Source organism: Campylobacter sp. MIT 21-1684, assembly GCF_026241315.1.
GTDB lineage: Bacteria > Campylobacterota > Campylobacteria > Campylobacterales > Campylobacteraceae > Campylobacter_D.
In genome coordinates, this window is record NZ_JAPHNA010000001.1 from 102,111 (window position 1) to 117,909 (window position 15,799).

The following is a 15,799-nucleotide window of genomic DNA, read 5'->3' on the forward strand; positions in this document are numbered from 1 at the left end:
GTTTTAAACTATTTAAATGCTATAAAACTCTCAAAATTTGCCCATTTAAAAATACTTTCAATCTTTCTAAAGCCTGCTTTTTGAAGTAAAGCGATATTTTCTTTCTCACTATACGGAATAAGCACATTCTCCAAAGCTTCTCTTTTTCTAGCTATTTCAAGACTTGAATAGCCCTGTTTTTGTTTGTATTCAGTATAAATTTCTATCATATTTTTTGCTAAAAGGGGATCTTCATAAAGTATCTTTTCACTCAACAAAAAAATGCCATCTTTATTTAAATTATCATAAATCTTATCCACAACACTTTGTCTTTGCAGCGGTCTAACAAACTGCAAGGTATAATTTGCCACAAAAACATCACAAGAAAAAAAGTTAAAATTTTCTAAAGCCTGTTCAAAAAAAGTGATCTTTAAACCACAAGCTTTGCTTTTAGTCTGGGCAAGCTCGAGCATAGAATGAGAATTATCAATCCCATAGAATTCAAAATCTTTTCTTAAATTGGCTAAATACAATAAAAAATTTGCACTTGCACAACCCAAATCACAAATTTTTGCATTCTTAACTACGAGTTTAGAAAGCAAATCGGCACAAATTGCTAAACTTTCTTTATAATAAGGCACAGAACGTACTACCATATCATCAAAAACATTTGCGACATTCTCATCAAATTCAAACTGCTTGTTTTGTGCTTGCTTAAAAAGTTCATCTTTCATCAACTTTCCTTAAGATTTCTCTAGCACAGGCAATATCTTTTATTATCTGTTTTTTTAAAAGCATAAAATCATCAAAATGTTGATTTGATCTTATAAATGCGATAAATTGAAGCTCTATATGTTCTGCAACATCAAGTTTTTCATTAAAATCTTCTATAATATGACTTTCCACAGCAAAATGTGAATCGCTTGAACGAAATCCTATAAAACTTACACTTTTATACATTTTTTCCTTAATCTTGCTGAAAGTAGCATACACTCCATTTTGAGGTAAAAAATACTCACTACAATCTAAATTCAAAGTCGCAAAAAGTTCCTTTGAACCTATACCTTGCCCTTTTACTAACTCTCCTTTGATAGCATAAGCTCTCCCTAAAAATTGTTTTGCTTTATCAAACTTAGCCTGATATAACAATTCTTTAATCAAACTTGTATGTACTCCTATGCCATCAAGTTTAAACTCTGAAACCACAGTCGTTTTTATCCCACTTAAATTTTGTATATCTTCTGCTAAATACTTCCTATCCTTACCAAAACAAAAATCATATCCAACAATGATATGCTGTATTTTATTAAAAGTATTTTTTAAGGCTGATAAAAATTCTTTTCCATCTAAATTTTTTATTGCGTCAAAATCAAGCTCTATAACCTCTTTTTTACTTAAAAGAACTTTATCATTATAGGTGCAAAGCTTTCTTTGATTTTTGAATTTATCAATTACTAAAAGTGCTCCATTTGTATCCAAATATTCTATAAGCTTGAAATGTCCTAAATGAAGTCCATCAAAACACCCTATAGCAAGAGAAGAAAAATCATTTTTTATAGTGGTAGAAATATTCAACATTTCCTTCTTTTCCTTTTATGCTTGATTCTGTGGAATTTTGCAAAATCCATCCAAGCTTCCCACACGATTTCTCAAATTTTTTTCTTGCTTGCTGCACAGCTTTTTCATCTAAAACAACTCCTTTTTTATTTCTTTTTGCTTCCCTACCGACTTCAAATTGAGGTTTAAAAAGCAAAACTATGTCGCAAAGTGCCAAGTTATCAATGCAAACTAGTAAATTTTGCAATGAAATAAAACTCACATCAACAGTAACACAATCAAACTTTGTATCACTTTTAAACACTCTTATATCAGTATTTTCAAACAACTTTACGCGTTTGTCCTGCCTTAACAGACTGTGAAGTTGTCCTTGTCCAACATCTAAAGCACTGACAGATCGTACGTTATTTTCAAGCAAAACCTGCACAAATCCCCCAGTGCTTGAACCTATATCAAGACAGGTTTTTTCTTGAAGCTTAATATTCAAGTTGCAAAGAAAATTCTTAAGTTTTAAAGCCCCACGACTTACATACACTGTATTGAAAAGCTCTAAATTCAAATTCTTCATACGCAAAAGCTCTTCATCGCTTAAACTTGACAGATGAAAAGTATTTCGTGCATATTGACTTACATCAAAAGCGGCTTTAAAAAAGCTCTTATTAAGCATAACTTCTTCTTTTTGTATCAACTCTAAAGCTTTATTTCTACTTATTCGCAAGGTTTTTGCAACAAAAAGATCATAACGCATCATCAAATCGTATGAGTTTTTTAAACTCGTTTTCATTCAAACACACAAGACCTAGATCTTTAGCTTTTTGAAGTTTTGTTCCTGCTCCTTCACCGCAAACCACAAAATCTGTTTTTTTAGAAAGAGATGAATTAACTATACCGCCAAGTTCTTCTATTAAAAGTTTGATCTTATCACGTGAGAGCCACAGAGTACCTGTGATGACAAAACTTTTTCCAAAAAGTACCCCCGTTTGTGCAAGTGTATGTGGAATTTGTATATGCAAAAGAGTATAAAAATTTTCTATCCTCTCTAAATTAATACGTACAAATTCACTCAAGCTCATAGCCATTTGCTCACCGAAACCTTCCAAATTCCGATAGCTTTCTAAATCCTGCTTATACCACTCTTTACCAAAAGCAAAGGCAAGTTTTTTCGCAGCAACCTCTCCGATATGTTCTATACCTAAAGAAGTAATAAAACGCCAAAGCTCGCAAGTTCTTGCATCTTGTATGGCATTAAGCAGATTGTTAATTTTCTTTGCTTTAAAACCCTCTAAATTTTCAAAATCACTAAATTGTAAAGCAAAAATACTCTCCAAACTAGTAATTTTTTTCTCTCTCAATAAAAGCTCTACTATATTCTCACCAAGCCCATCAATATTAAGGCATTTCTTTGAAACAAAATGGATAATAGAATTTGCAAGCCTTGCTTCACAATCAATATTTTGACACTTTATCAACACTCCTTCATCAAGAAGTTCATATCCACAAACCGGACATAATGTTGGTCTTTCTATATCAAATTCTAAACCCTCTCTTCTGTCTTTAAAAACATTCGTAATTTTAGGGATAACATCACCACTTCGTATAACAGCAACTGAGTCATTTATTTTCAATCCAAGTCTCTTTATTTCGTCAAAATTATGTAAACTTGCTGATTTTACTACTACTCCATCCAAATTTACAGGTTCTAAAACAGCCACAGGAGTAAGCACCCCTGTGCGACCAACCTGCACGTTTATCCCTCTTAAATACGTAGTCTTTTCTAAAGCCGGAAATTTAAAAGCTACCATAAATTTTGGAAACTTCACTGTATAACCTAACTCTTCACAAACATTTCTATCATCAATACGTACAACCATTCCATCCATCATCATAGGTTTGCAATCTCTTAAAGCTACAAGCTCTTTATACGCTCTTACAACCTCATCGATATTCAAACAAAGTCTTACAAAATTATCTTTTAAAAAACCAAGCTCACGTATAAAATCCATAACTTGACTGTGCTTTTTAAGTTCAAGTGTATTCTCACCCACCCCCCAAGGATAAAATTTTAAATTCCTTTCGCGAGTAATGCTTGTATCAAGCTGTCTTAGACTGCCACTTGCTGCATTACGAGGATTAGCAAAAGGTGGGTATCCAAGCTCTTTTCTCTTTTCATTAAGAAGTTCAAAATCATCTTTTAAAATGACAACCTCTCCACGAATTTCTATTTTTCCTTTATAAGCTAAGGTTTTGGGTATATTATCAATCTCTAAAACATTGAAAGTAATATCCTCGCCGATTTCACCATCACCACGTGTCGCACCGCTTATAAGTCTGCCCTCATCATAAAGCAAATTCAGACTCGCTCCATCAAATTTTGCTTCAATAAAAAAGCCTTTTTCACATTTAACTCTTTTGCTCCAAGCTCTCAATTCCTCCTCATTAAAAACATCTTCCATAGACCACATCTTACTCAAATGAGCTTTTTTTTTAAATTCACTTTGTATATGAGCAGCAACCTTTTGTGTAGGAGAATCAGAACAAATATTTTGGACATTTTTTTCTTCAAATTCACGTAAAGCTCTTAAAAGCTTATCGTATTCCTCATCACTTGCTAAAGGAGAATCCTTTTCATAATAAGCCCTAGCCCACGAATTTGCTAAAGCTACCTTTTGTAAATATTCTTCTAAAGTCATATTCCTACCTCTTGCATAGCTTGTTGAAGTGAAAAAAGCTGCCTGTGTTCATACAAATCATGAACCCTTAAAATACTTGCCCCATTTTCAAAAGCCTGTAAATGTAAATACAAACTTCCTGCTAAACGTTGCTCGACCTCACTTGCAAAAAAAGCATTTATCACACTTTTACGACTTGCTCCCACAAGCAAAGGTTTGCCAAAATGCAGAAAATGTCCCAAATGTTTTATAAGTAAAAGATTATGATCCGCACTCTTACCAAAACCTATACCTACATCTAAAATACTCTCTTTAACTCCATAGTATTTCAAAATTTCAAGTTTTTGAGTAAAAAAAACATCAAGTTCTGTAAATAAATCTTCATAGTGTGGATTATTTTGCATAGTTTCGGGGCTACCTTGTATATGCATTAAACAATATTTTGCATTATATTTTGCAGCAAGTTTTGCAATGTTTTCATTTTTTAAACCGCTAATATCATTAATACAACCAAAACCTCTATCTAAAGCAAATTCTAAGCAGTACTCATCAAAACTATCAAGACTAAAACAGGTTTTTTCGTAATATTTTTTTTCATAGATAATATTAAGACAAGTTTTTAATCTCCTCATCTCCTCCTCCATTCCGCAGTAGCGACTCCCTGGACGGGAACTTACAGCGCCAATATCAATAAATTCGGGCTGAAATTCTAAAAGTTCATTCAATCTTTTCTCAAAATCTTTTTCATTAACCCTTGAAGCTAAATGAAAGCTGTCTTCATTAATATTTAAAACAGCCATTAATTGAGCTTTCTTTGGCTGTATAATTTCTTTTTTTAAAAACAGAGCAAGCTGTTTTAAACCAAAATCTTGCATACTCTCTTTTTGTATTAGCTTTTCTAACTGCTCCTTAGTTGCCATAAGTAAAGCATTAGAAAAAGAAACATTAGCACAAATGACTTCTTTGTGTGTTACAAGTTCAGCACCAACTCTTAAAGCGTCTTGTTTTAAAATATTTGCTGCTGGAGCGCTAATATCTTTAAGAAAAATAAATTGCAAAGCACTTTTTTTACTCATAATTTTTTGTCCGACTGTATGCGGAGAAATCACAGAGCAAAGCTTTTGAAAATCAGTGTTTGGATTTAATCTAAAGCAAGTCATTTTTCTTTTGTATAAAAATTCAAAAGAAGTGAAGCTAAAAGCACTCCACTTTTACAATTAAGTCCTGCAAGCTCATATGCTTCATAAAAAAACTCAAGCTCTCTTGCATTAAAATCCTTAAGCTGCATACTTTGTTGTGCCAAAAGTGAAATTGTATCCATAAGTTCATTTTTATCTAAATTTTCATTTTCTCTTAAAAACTCAAAAAGAGTTTGAAGATCAAGCCTCTTTAGATCAAAATTTAAAACTCTTTTTTGTTTCTGACTTTTTATTCTTTCGCATACTAAACGGGATTTGATTGTAGGCAAAAGTAAATTTTTTGATGGAACAACTAAAAGGAATTTAATATTTCGTGGCGGCTCTTCTAAAAGCTTAAGTAAAAAATTTTGTGCTTCATTTTTATACAAATAAGCCATCATAATGATAATTTTCTCACTTGATTCTGCTATATAGCTTTCTCTCTCCACAGCCCTTGCATCTTCAATCAGAAATTCATTTGCAGGATTTTTTGGGATAAAACGTAAAGAATTAACAGAAAATTCTTGTACCATCATAGTTCGCACAGCTTCAAAATCATCACTAACAACAATTTTACTCCGAAAAGTCATTAAAACCCTTTAAATGCTCACTTTAGAAAACAAAATAGCATCTAAACTCATATCAAAAAGTTTATAAAGAGTAATAAGCTTAGCGTCTAAATCTTTGTCTTTAGAATTAAGATAAAAGCTATTTTGCAGCTGTTCATCAAAAAGCCAAAGCAAACTTTCATTTTTTGATTTTGCAATTTGAGCTTTCTGATCTGAAGCACTTCCTATATAAAAATATACAAAACCATTTGGAAAACTTAATTCCAATAAATCATTCACCAAAGCTATATCTTCAACACTTTGTACTTTCTTTCGACAAAGGCAGTTAAAAGAAACAAAAGGCAACATAGGTCTCATTGCTTTAGAATTAATATTTTTTAGAAAATACTCCTCATACCAAGTCCTTTGCTCATCGCACATCAAAATAAAAGTGCGTCCCTCTAAAAGATATTTCAATCTTGCTGCTATTAAAGGGGTCCATTCGAGCCTACGACTTTCTATCCAAGCCATAAAAGTTCCGCCATTTCTAATGTTTTCTAAGGTCCAACCAAGAAAATCGCTCATTATTTATCAAGCCCATAAATTTCGTGCAAAGCTCTTACTGCAAGCTCTCCGTATTTTTCATTCACTATCATAGAAATTTTAATCTCGCTTGTAGAAATCATACCTATATTAATATTCTCTTGTGCCAAAGCTTTAAAAGCCTTAGCAGCTACTCCAGAATGTGATTTCATTCCAACACCAACAACAGATACTTTTACCACAGCATTATCGCTTTCTATCACAGCCCCACTAGGTAAAATTTTTTGCATTAATTGTTTGGCTAATTCGAGTTCATTTTCAGGTACAGTAAAACCTAAATTAGTCGCTCCATCAACACCTACATTTTGAATAATCATATCCACATTAATATTCTCTGCTGCCAAATTTGAAAAGATCTCAGCTGCAATACCCGGTTTATCTTCTATATGCCTTAAAGTTATCCTCGCTTGATTCTTGTCTAAGGCTATCCCATTGACTAGAGCTTGTTCCATACTCTCCTCTTTCATAATCATAGTTCCTTTATTAGTATTAAAACTGCTTCTTGTTACAAGATTCACTTGAAGTTTTTTCGCCATTTCCACAGAACGATTTTGCAACACTTTCGCCCCTAAACTTGCAAGCTCAAGCATTTCATCATAAGAAATTTTTTCAAGTTTCTTTGCCTTTGGCTCTATACGAGGATCGGTAGTATAAACACCATCTACATCAGTATAAATTTCACACAAATCAGCTTTTAAAGCTCCAGCCACAGCCACAGCACTTAAATCACTCCCCCCGCGTCCCAAAGTAGTTACATCCCCGCTCTCATTAACTCCTTGAAAACCGGCTATAACAACTATTTTTCCTTGTTCAAGCTCATTTATAAGAGCACGGGTATCAATGAAAGAAATACGCGCCTTTGTAAAAACGCTATCAGTTACAATCCCGGCTTTTCTTCCAGAAAAAGACACAGCACTGTATCCTTTTTCATTTAAAGCTATCGACAAAAGTGCTGAAGTAACCCTTTCACCTGTACTTAAAAGCATATCCATATCTCTGCCACTTGGATTTTTACTAAAAAAATGCGCATCTTCAATAAGTCTGTTTGTTACCTCACTCATAGCAGAAACTACAACGACAAGCTTATGCCCTTGCTTAGCACTTTCTATAATCCGTTTTGCAACAGCTTCAATACGTTCTAGGTTACCAACACTTGTGCCACCATATTTTTGGACTATAAGCATTCAAATATATCCTTTCTCTTCAAAATATTTAAGCACTTTAATATAAATATTTCTTTTAAAATGTTTTACAAGGTCAAAAATTTGTTTCAATTCTACAAATTGATACGCATCAAATTCTGGATGCTTTGTATGAATATTAATTTTGGATTCGTGTTTTAAACGTACAAGAAAATATTTTTGATTTTGTCCACTATAAGGCTGCATTTTTTCTGCTACTTTAACAGGAAAATTATAACTAAGCCATTGTGGATATTCAGCAATAATTTCAACCTCATCAGTACCTATCTCCTCTTTAAGCTCTCTCAACAAAGCACTCTTAACATCTTCGCCCTCATCAATTCCTCCCTGTGGGAATTGCCAAATATTTTCCATATCACTTCTTTTGGCTATGAAAATTTTGCATTCAAAAGGATAAGCACTTGAAAGAATGACAGCAGCAACATTAGGTCTGTATTTTTTTTCTTGTTTCATTCTTTTCCTTGATTTTAGAATTCTATTTTAACCTAATTCAAATCAATTTTTTATTAAAATTATTCTATCTCTTAAAAAAGGTCTTCTGTGCATTTATATCTCCACATTCCCTTTTGCGAAAAGAAATGCCATTACTGTGCTTTTACCTCCTTGCAAAAAAGAGACTACGAAAAAGCTTATTTTGAAGCTTTGTATAAAGATATCAATTTTCAATTCACACAACATAAAATAGCAAAAAAGAGTATTCAAACAGTTTTTATAGGTGGAGGTACGCCAAGTGTAATACAAGTACAGCATTATGAAAAACTCTTCCATTTTTTAAATGATTTTCTTGCACACAATGCTGAACTTTCGATAGAAGCAAACCCAAATTCAAGCACCTTTTTATGGTTAAAAACACTGCGTGAATTTGGGATAAATCGTATTTCTTTTGGTATTCAAAGTTTCAATGAACAAAAACTTCATTTTTTAGGACGAATTCACAGCACACAAGAAATTTTTCACTGCATAGAAAATGCGTATAAAGCTGGATATAGAAATATCAATGCTGATCTGATTTATGATACAAAATTGGATACAAAAAAAATGCTGCATTTTGAACTTGAACACTTGGCTCGATTGCAACCTTTATTAAGCCATATTAGTGCCTATTCACTCACTCTTGAACCAAACACTAAATTCGCAAAGAAAACACAGTTCAAAAAAAATGCTACAAATTTGATGAAGTACTATATAAAAGGTATTCAAAATTTAGGTTTTACTCAATATGAAATAAGCAATTTTGGCAAAAACTGTCAGCATAATCTTGCATATTGGCAAGGAAAAGAATATCTTGGCTGTGGCTTGAGTGCGATAAGTTTTTACGATAAAAAACGTTTCTATACAGCAAAAAATTTAAAGCAGTATTTACAAAATCCTACTGCAAGAAATGTAGAACACTTAAACACTCAGGATTTGCATTTAGAACATCTTTTTTTAGGTTTAAGAAGTATTGTAGGTATAGAAAAAAAAAGACTCAATCCGCAACAACTTACTAAAGCACAATTCCTCTGCAAATCAAAAAAACTTCTAGAAAAAAATGAAAGGTTTTATAATACAAATTTCTTACTTAGCGATGAACTTGCTTTATATCTTTACCCATAAAAATATGCAAAATTAAGTATTTTTTTGTACAATTATCCATCAACAAAAACTTCGATGCTGGAAAATGGTGAAAGAATGGGTATTAGTGAAATTTTAGTAATTCTCATTGTTGCAATTTTAGTTTTAGGACCTGACAAACTTCCTGATGCTATTATACAAGCAGCCAAATTACTAAAAATACTAAAACGCAATATAGACGAAGCAAAATCAAGCATAGAAAAAGAACTAAGAATTGACGAACTTAAAAATGAAACTCAAAAATATAAAGACGAATTGGCAAATGCCAATGAAAATATACGAAAAAAATTGAGTTTTGAAGAATTTGATGATTTAAAAAAAGATATTCTTAACAAAACAAAACCAACTTTAACTTTTGACTCTTCTAATGAACAAACAGATACTGATACAACACAGGGTGAAAAAAAAGAAAATGTTTGAAGAATTACGACCTCATTTAGTAGAATTAAGAAAACGAATTTTTATCAGCTTTTCTTGTGTAATAGTACTCTTTTTTCTCTGTTTTGCTTTTAACGAATATATCCTAAATGTCTTAAAAAAACCGGTAGAAGCGGTTTTGCCAGAAGTTTCAAAACAAATCACTTTTGTTGAACTTCAAGAGCCTTTATTTACAGCAATGAAAGTTTCATTTTTTACAGCTTTTCTCATTTCTTTACCTGTTATTTTTTGGCAATTTTGGAAATTCGTAGCACCGGGTCTTTATGAAAATGAAAAAAAACTTGTTATACCTTTTGTAAGCTTTGCAAGTTTTATGTTTGCTTTAGGCGTTGTGTTTTGCTATTTTATAGTCATTCCTTTGGCTTTTAAATTTTTAATTGATTTTGGAGTACAAACACAGGATTTCAAACCTCTTATCAGCATAGGTTTATATGTGAGCTTTTTTACAAAACTTGTACTAGCTTTTGGACTTGCTTTTGAAATGCCTGTGCTTACTTTTTTCTTTTCAAAACTTGGACTTATTGATGATGCTTTTTTAAAAAAACATTTTCGTGTAGCTGTACTTGTACTTTTCATCTTTTCGGCAATGATGACTCCACCTGATATTATCTCACAATTTCTTATGGCAATACCTCTTTGTGGGCTTTATGGACTTTCAATCCTCATAGCAAGCAAAATCAATCCAGCACAAAAAGAGGATAATGGATAAAAACCTTCTACTCTCAAGCTATGATTATTATTTACCTAGCGAACTTATAGCCTTCTATCCTGCTTCTCCAAAAGAAAAAGCCCGTTTGCTTGTATATGAAAGAAAAACGCAAAAAATAACACATAGTACTTTTGAATATTTGCAAGATTTTTTGCCACCTTGCGCTATCGTTTTAAACGACACAAAAGTTATTAAAGCACGAATTTATGGGCATAAGAAAAGTGGAGGTGTAATAGAACTTTTTGTACATTCAGCCCTTGCTGATTCAAATTTTCTTGTTCAAATTAAAGGGAGAGTCAAAAAAGGAGAATTTCTCTTTTTTGAACAAACTTTACAAGCTGAAGTTATAGAACTTTTAGAAAATGGAATGAGGAGAGTACGTTTTTGGCAAAATGGCGTAGTGCTTCAAGCAAACCAACTCTACGCACTTTTAGAACACATAGGACACCTTCCTTTACCTCCCTATATTAAAAGAAAAGACGAACAAAGCGATCTAAAAGATTATCAAAGCGTTTTTGCGAAAAATTTAGGCGCTATCGCTGCACCTACTGCGAGTTTGCATTTTAGTCAAGAACTGCTTGAAAAACTTTCTAAAAAACACGAAATTCATTTTTTAACCCTGCATATAGGTGCAGGAACATTTAAGAAAGTGGAATGCAACAATATAATATCACATAAAATGCATAGTGAATTTTTTATCTTAAATCAAAAAACAGCTGATCTCATTGATTCAGCAACACCGATCTTAGGAATAGGCACAACAGTAACACGTACTATTGAATACTATGCAAGAACTAGCTTGAAAGAAGGATTTTGTGATTTGTTTTTACATCCTCACAATAAAATACTAAGGCAAAACTATCTTCTGACAAATTTCCATTTGCCAAAATCAACGCTGATTATGCTTGTTTGCGCCTTTATAGGGCGCAAACAGTGCCTAAAACTCTACGAACTTGCAATACAAGAAAAATACCGTTTCTATTCTTATGGCGATGCTATGCTTGTCTTATGAGCTACTTAAAATAACCAAGCTCTGCCATTTTTCGATAAATTTGTGCCGTAGCCTGACCTGCACTAATAGTTCTTCCACCGTGTTCAATCAAAACAGTTACAACATAAGCAGGTGCATTATAAGGTGCATAAGAAGTAAGCCAAGCGTGTGAGCGTGTGTAATATTCAAGCTGTGTTTCATCAACCCTATTTTTATCTGCTTGAGAAAAACCTATAACTTGAGCTGTACCTGTTTTGGCTGCAACTTTAACCGGGAGATTATGAAGATACCGATATGCCGTTCCTCCTTGTTCATTTGCGACAGCTTGCATAGCATCGCGTATATAAGGGAGTTGGCTTTTTTCAAAGAGAGTGAAAATATCTCTGTTTGTCTCATTCTTGTCTGTATGCTTTAGAAAATGAGGTATTACCTCTGCACCCTTAGCAATATTTGCCGTATATTTGGCAATTTGCATAGGAGTTACTAAAAAATTTCCTTGTCCTATGGCTGTGTTAAGTGTTTCACCTTGATACCAAGGTTGTTTAAACCTCTGTATTTTCCACTCTCTGCTTGGAACAACACCTACAAATTCATTTGGCAAATCAACCCCTGTTTTTGCTCCAAAACCTACACGACCCAAAGTTTGACTTATCAAATCAATACCAACACTTAAGCCCCCTTCATAAAAATAAATATCGCAACTTTCTTTTATAGCGTGCCTTAAATCAACATATCCGTGTCCATTTCTATTCCAACATCTAAATTTTCTTCCACCAAATTCAAAATTTCCATCACAATAAAAACTTGTGCGCGGATTAATAGAATGCGAGTTAAACAAAGCTAATCCTACACCCATTTTTACAACAGAACCTGGCGGATACAATCCATTGACAAGTTTATTAGTAAAAGGATGGTCTAAATTATTCGACAATTCGCTCCATTCTTTAACAGAAATTCCTGTAACAAAAGCATTGATATCATACTCTGGAAAACTTCCAGCAGCTAGAATTTCGCCATTATTACTATCCATTACAATGACAGAACCAACATTTCCATCAAACAATTCCGCTATAAAAGATTGAAGTCTAATATCTAAACTTAGCCGTATATCTTGAGAATTTGCTTGAGTATAAGAAAGCTGCTCAACTTCCTTATTAAAAGCATTTACCTTATAAACTCGTACGCCTTTTTGTCCTTGTAAAATATCATTATAATACCTTTCTATACCGCTTTTCCCAGTATAATTAGTAAGTTTTGCAATTTCATTTTCACTGACATCTTCAAGATTAGCCTTACCAACATAGCCTATGATATGAGATGCCAAATTTCCAAAGGGATATTTTCTTTTCACGGTAGGCTCTATACGTATATTTTCATTGAAACTAAGTTCTGAAAAATGCGGTATCATTAAATCATAAGTAATAAAATCTACAACAGGGATAAAATTTTGATTATAATAGGAATCGTTTCTTTGGTAATTTCTTGCCAAAACAGATACATTTAAATCAGGAAAAAGTTCAACAAGCCTTTGAAGTTCTCTATCTAAAATGTCTTTATTTGCCTTTTTAATACTTAAATAAGGTTTTATAGAAATGTTAAAACCCAAATCATTAACAGCCAAAAGCGTACCATTTCTATCAAAAATTTGCCCACGAATAGGAGCAAGAAATTCTGTTTTAATTGCATTTTGATTCGCAAGTTCTTCATAATAAACGTTTGATTTTATACTAAGATAATACACTCTGCTCAACAAGAAGATAAAAAAAAACAAAATAAAGGCCACAACCAAACGCATTCTCATTGCATTTTGCCTCTAAATATAATATAAGCAAGCAAAGATTCAACTAAAAGAGAAAAAACAAAAGACAAAGCAAACATTTTCATCTCTTCGTTATTCATATAAGTAAAAGTTCTATCGACTATAAAAATCAAGGCATAAGTACAAAGTACAAAAATAACAGAAATAAACTTGCCTATTTTTAAATTTGTTTTAATCCAATCGGCAAAGGCATAATAAAAAATAAAAAAAGCTATCCAAGAAGAAAAAACAAAAAAACCATAAGTAATATCAGTAAAAAACAAAAAAAATAAAGAAAAATACCATCTAAAATCAAACTTATTATATGTTTTTTCCTTTTCCTTAAAAAGAAAAAACATATAGCAAAAAAATATACCATAAAGCGGAGGAGTTGAGAGAAAAACTGAACTAAGAACTTGATAGAGAATAAAAATAAAACCTAAAAATATATAAGTCCCATTCAATTTTAATTTATAATCAGCTTTCATTTATACCGCCAATACTTGATTAAAAATTTCAAGCTCTAATCTCTCAAAGCCACTTTTATGTAAATTTGAAACCAAAATAGCATCTGGAAATTCATTTTTAAGTTTTGTCTTTTGGCTTTGAGAAAGTTTATCACTTTTTGTAAAAACTTTCAAAATTTTTTGGTCATTTCGCAAAAAACCTTGTAAATACGAATCAACACTTCTATCTAATTCTAAATTCTGATGTCTTGAATCAATAAGATGTATAAAAAGTTTTATCGAAGTACGTAGCTTAAGGAATTCATCTAAATTTTTATTCCAAAGTGCTTTCACATTTTTACTCACCTTTGCATAACCAAAACCTGGTAAATCAATAAAATGCAAAAAAAAATTCTCTCCATCTTTCTCGCATACAAGTTTAAAAAAATTAATAAGCTGTGTTTTTCCCGGAGTAGAGGAACTTTTGGCAAGTTTCTTTTGTTTGCAAAGAGAGTTAATAAGCGAACTTTTACCAACATTAGAACGTCCTAAAAATGCCACTTCGCTAAATTGAGAAGGAAAATTTGGATCAAATTTTGGCAATGAAACGACAAAATGGGCTTGTAATATCATTTTTGCCCTAAATCAAAAACGAAACGAGCAGGTTTTTCATTTGTACTTTCAACCTTATAAACACCATTTTTTCTGTCTATAATAATCTTTTCTCCATACAATTTTTTATTGCTTTGCATTTCATTAATATAACCATTTCCATTAATCTCATAACTGTCATCAGCGACTTTATACACAAATTTATCTCCGCTTCCTTTATAGGTTTTTCCTTTCAACACAATTTCAAATCTGGCTCCTTGTATTGCTTCATACCGAATAGGCTTACGTTGTGAATCTGTAAAAATGATAAGCTTTTCAGAATGTAATACATCATCACCTCTCTTCACTTTTACATTTCCGCTTAAGATACTTTCGCCTTTGTTTTCATCAGAATAAAAATTTAAAGCTTTTACTTCTATTTGTGTAGCTAAAGAGAGATTAACGCACATTAAAAATACAACTATTCTACTTGCAACCACGCATCTACTCCTTGAATTTTTAAAATTTTATTTTCCAAATCATACTTTAGAGTACTTCCGTTAATAGCGCTTCCATTAACAAGGGCTTTAAATCCAACATCAGTGTTTAGAATTTTTTTCTTTGGAAAATACTCTACTTTTTGACTAAAAAATTGCAGCTCATCAATTCCCCTATAAACAACATCTCCTTGAAACAGAACTTTGTTGAAGTTTTCATTACTTACTTCGAGACTTTTTGCACTAAGATTAAAATCTAAATTAAAGGTTTTAAAATCTTCAAAAACATCTTTATCGCTATAACGAATCCACGAATTAGCTTCATAATATGATTTGATAAATGTAGTGTTTAACTCATAAGCTTTTAATGAATTTGCTTCAATATTTTTAAAATCTAAAGAATAAGATTTAATATCTAAAAAATAAGGGTTTTGTAAACCCAAAATAGTAAAACTTATTGTAAATAAAGCAACCAAAATCGCAAAAATCTTTAAAGCCAAAGCCTATCCCATTCTTTTTTCATACCATTTTTTTTAATGATATATTCTATCATTTCTGCTACGGCTGAATGCCCACCCTTTTTGCTTAGAACAACATCTACTTTTAAATCTTTATGCCCATCTTTTGGTTTAAAACTCAAGCCCACCTCCTCAAGCAAGGCTTTATCATTATAATAATCACCAATAGCAGCACACTGTTCAAAACTAAGACCAAGTTTCTTCACAATTTCCTTAGCACACGTCAATTTATCTTTAATTCCTTGATATAAGAATTCTATTTTCAAATCCTTAGCTCTTTGCTCTACACAAGGACAGATACGACCTGTTATAATAGCTACCTTTTTTCCAAGTTTAATCCAAGCTTCAAGAGCTGCGCCATCTTTTACATCAAATTCTTTTATACTTTTCTTATCGCTTGTATAAACAATCTTTCCATCAGTCAAACAACCGTCAACATCTAAAAATAAAAGCTCTATCAT

The 15,799-nt window shown here is 32.1% G+C and carries 19 protein-coding genes; 4 read left to right on the forward strand and 15 right to left on the reverse strand.

Going from position 1 to position 15,799, the window contains the following annotated elements; translation table 11 throughout:
* Positions 1 to 8: 8 nt before the first annotated feature.
* From cmoA to OQH62_RS00525, 9 genes are read right to left on the reverse strand one after another with little or no spacing between them, the layout of a single operon-like run.
* A complete protein-coding gene (gene cmoA, locus OQH62_RS00485; protein ID WP_266012387.1) occupies positions 9 to 713 on the reverse strand; it encodes a carboxy-S-adenosyl-L-methionine synthase CmoA in 705 nt (234 codons plus the stop codon).
* Positions 703 to 1,557: a bifunctional riboflavin kinase/FAD synthetase gene (locus OQH62_RS00490; protein WP_266012389.1), complete on the reverse strand. Its 855-nt coding sequence runs from the start codon at positions 1,555 to 1,557 to the stop codon at positions 703 to 705. The genes cmoA and OQH62_RS00490 overlap by 11 nt, the downstream gene beginning before the upstream one ends.
* Positions 1,526 to 2,284, reverse strand: coding sequence for a TlyA family RNA methyltransferase (locus OQH62_RS00495; protein WP_266012576.1), 759 nt, complete (start codon positions 2,282 to 2,284; stop codon positions 1,526 to 1,528). The genes OQH62_RS00490 and OQH62_RS00495 overlap by 32 nt, the downstream gene beginning before the upstream one ends.
* Positions 2,274 to 4,226, reverse strand: coding sequence for an NAD-dependent DNA ligase LigA (ligA, locus tag OQH62_RS00500; RefSeq protein ID WP_266012391.1), 1,953 nt, complete (start codon positions 4,224 to 4,226; stop codon positions 2,274 to 2,276). The genes OQH62_RS00495 and ligA overlap by 11 nt, the downstream gene beginning before the upstream one ends.
* A complete protein-coding gene (gene folP / locus OQH62_RS00505; protein ID WP_266012393.1) occupies positions 4,223 to 5,365 on the reverse strand; it encodes a dihydropteroate synthase in 1,143 nt (380 codons plus the stop codon). The genes ligA and folP overlap by 4 nt, the downstream gene beginning before the upstream one ends.
* Positions 5,362 to 5,973 (reverse strand): DNA polymerase III subunit delta', encoded by a 612-nt coding sequence (locus OQH62_RS00510; RefSeq protein ID WP_266012395.1) that lies wholly within the window; start codon positions 5,971 to 5,973, stop codon positions 5,362 to 5,364. Before OQH62_RS00510 ends, folP begins: the two co-directional genes overlap by 4 nt.
* A 9-nt stretch (positions 5,974 to 5,982) precedes the next feature.
* Entirely contained in the window at positions 5,983 to 6,516 is a 534-nt protein-coding gene (locus OQH62_RS00515) for a HobA family DNA replication regulator (protein ID WP_266012397.1), read from the reverse strand.
* The gene (locus OQH62_RS00520; protein ID WP_266012399.1) at positions 6,516 to 7,718 is read right to left on the reverse strand and encodes an aspartate kinase; all 1,203 of its coding nucleotides are present in this window, start codon (positions 7,716 to 7,718) and stop codon (positions 6,516 to 6,518) included. The genes OQH62_RS00515 and OQH62_RS00520 overlap by 1 nt, the downstream gene beginning before the upstream one ends.
* Positions 7,719 to 8,189 carry an RNA pyrophosphohydrolase gene (locus OQH62_RS00525; RefSeq protein ID WP_266012401.1) on the reverse strand — a complete coding sequence of 157 codons (471 nt, stop codon included), beginning with the start codon at positions 8,187 to 8,189 and terminating at the stop codon, positions 7,719 to 7,721.
* Positions 8,190 to 8,276: 87 nt separating this feature from the next.
* Here OQH62_RS00525 and hemW point away from each other — a divergent pair, with 87 nt between their 5' ends.
* The 4 genes from hemW to queA all read left to right on the forward strand — a co-directional run bounded on the left by hemW (position 8,277) and on the right by queA (position 11,509).
* Entirely contained in the window at positions 8,277 to 9,332 is a 1,056-nt protein-coding gene (hemW, locus tag OQH62_RS00530) for a radical SAM family heme chaperone HemW (RefSeq protein ID WP_266012403.1), read from the forward strand.
* A 75-nt stretch (positions 9,333 to 9,407) separates the two neighbouring features.
* Entirely contained in the window at positions 9,408 to 9,770 is a 363-nt protein-coding gene (gene tatB, locus OQH62_RS00535) for a Sec-independent protein translocase protein TatB (RefSeq protein WP_266012405.1), read from the forward strand.
* On the forward strand, positions 9,763 to 10,497 hold the full coding sequence (gene tatC / locus OQH62_RS00540) for a twin-arginine translocase subunit TatC (RefSeq protein ID WP_266012407.1): 735 nt from the start codon (positions 9,763 to 9,765) through the stop codon (positions 10,495 to 10,497). Before tatB ends, tatC begins: the two co-directional genes overlap by 8 nt.
* Entirely contained in the window at positions 10,490 to 11,509 is a 1,020-nt protein-coding gene (gene queA, locus OQH62_RS00545; protein ID WP_266012409.1) for a tRNA preQ1(34) S-adenosylmethionine ribosyltransferase-isomerase QueA, read from the forward strand. The genes tatC and queA overlap by 8 nt, the downstream gene beginning before the upstream one ends.
* Position 11,510: 1 nt before the next feature.
* Here queA and mrdA read toward each other — a convergent pair whose 3' ends face one another.
* Genes mrdA through OQH62_RS00575 form a run of 6 tightly spaced genes read right to left on the reverse strand, consistent with a single transcriptional unit; the run spans position 11,511 to position 15,799 of the window.
* Positions 11,511 to 13,289, reverse strand: a complete 1,779-nt coding sequence (gene mrdA / locus OQH62_RS00550) for a penicillin-binding protein 2 (protein WP_266012411.1) — start codon at positions 13,287 to 13,289, stop codon at positions 11,511 to 11,513.
* Positions 13,286 to 13,774 (reverse strand): hypothetical protein, encoded by a 489-nt coding sequence (locus OQH62_RS00555; protein ID WP_266012413.1) that lies wholly within the window; start codon positions 13,772 to 13,774, stop codon positions 13,286 to 13,288. Before OQH62_RS00555 ends, mrdA begins: the two co-directional genes overlap by 4 nt.
* Positions 13,775 to 14,365, reverse strand: a complete 591-nt coding sequence (gene yihA / locus OQH62_RS00560; RefSeq protein ID WP_266012415.1) for a ribosome biogenesis GTP-binding protein YihA/YsxC — start codon at positions 14,363 to 14,365, stop codon at positions 13,775 to 13,777. It lies immediately after the preceding gene.
* A complete protein-coding gene (locus OQH62_RS00565) occupies positions 14,362 to 14,823 on the reverse strand; it encodes an LptA/OstA family protein (protein ID WP_266012417.1) in 462 nt (153 codons plus the stop codon). The genes yihA and OQH62_RS00565 overlap by 4 nt, the downstream gene beginning before the upstream one ends.
* Positions 14,805 to 15,320 carry a hypothetical protein gene (locus OQH62_RS00570; RefSeq protein WP_266012419.1) on the reverse strand — a complete coding sequence of 172 codons (516 nt, stop codon included), beginning with the start codon at positions 15,318 to 15,320 and terminating at the stop codon, positions 14,805 to 14,807. Before OQH62_RS00570 ends, OQH62_RS00565 begins: the two co-directional genes overlap by 19 nt.
* The gene (locus OQH62_RS00575; RefSeq protein ID WP_266012421.1) at positions 15,311 to 15,799 is read right to left on the reverse strand and encodes an HAD hydrolase family protein; all 489 of its coding nucleotides are present in this window, start codon (positions 15,797 to 15,799) and stop codon (positions 15,311 to 15,313) included. The genes OQH62_RS00570 and OQH62_RS00575 overlap by 10 nt, the downstream gene beginning before the upstream one ends.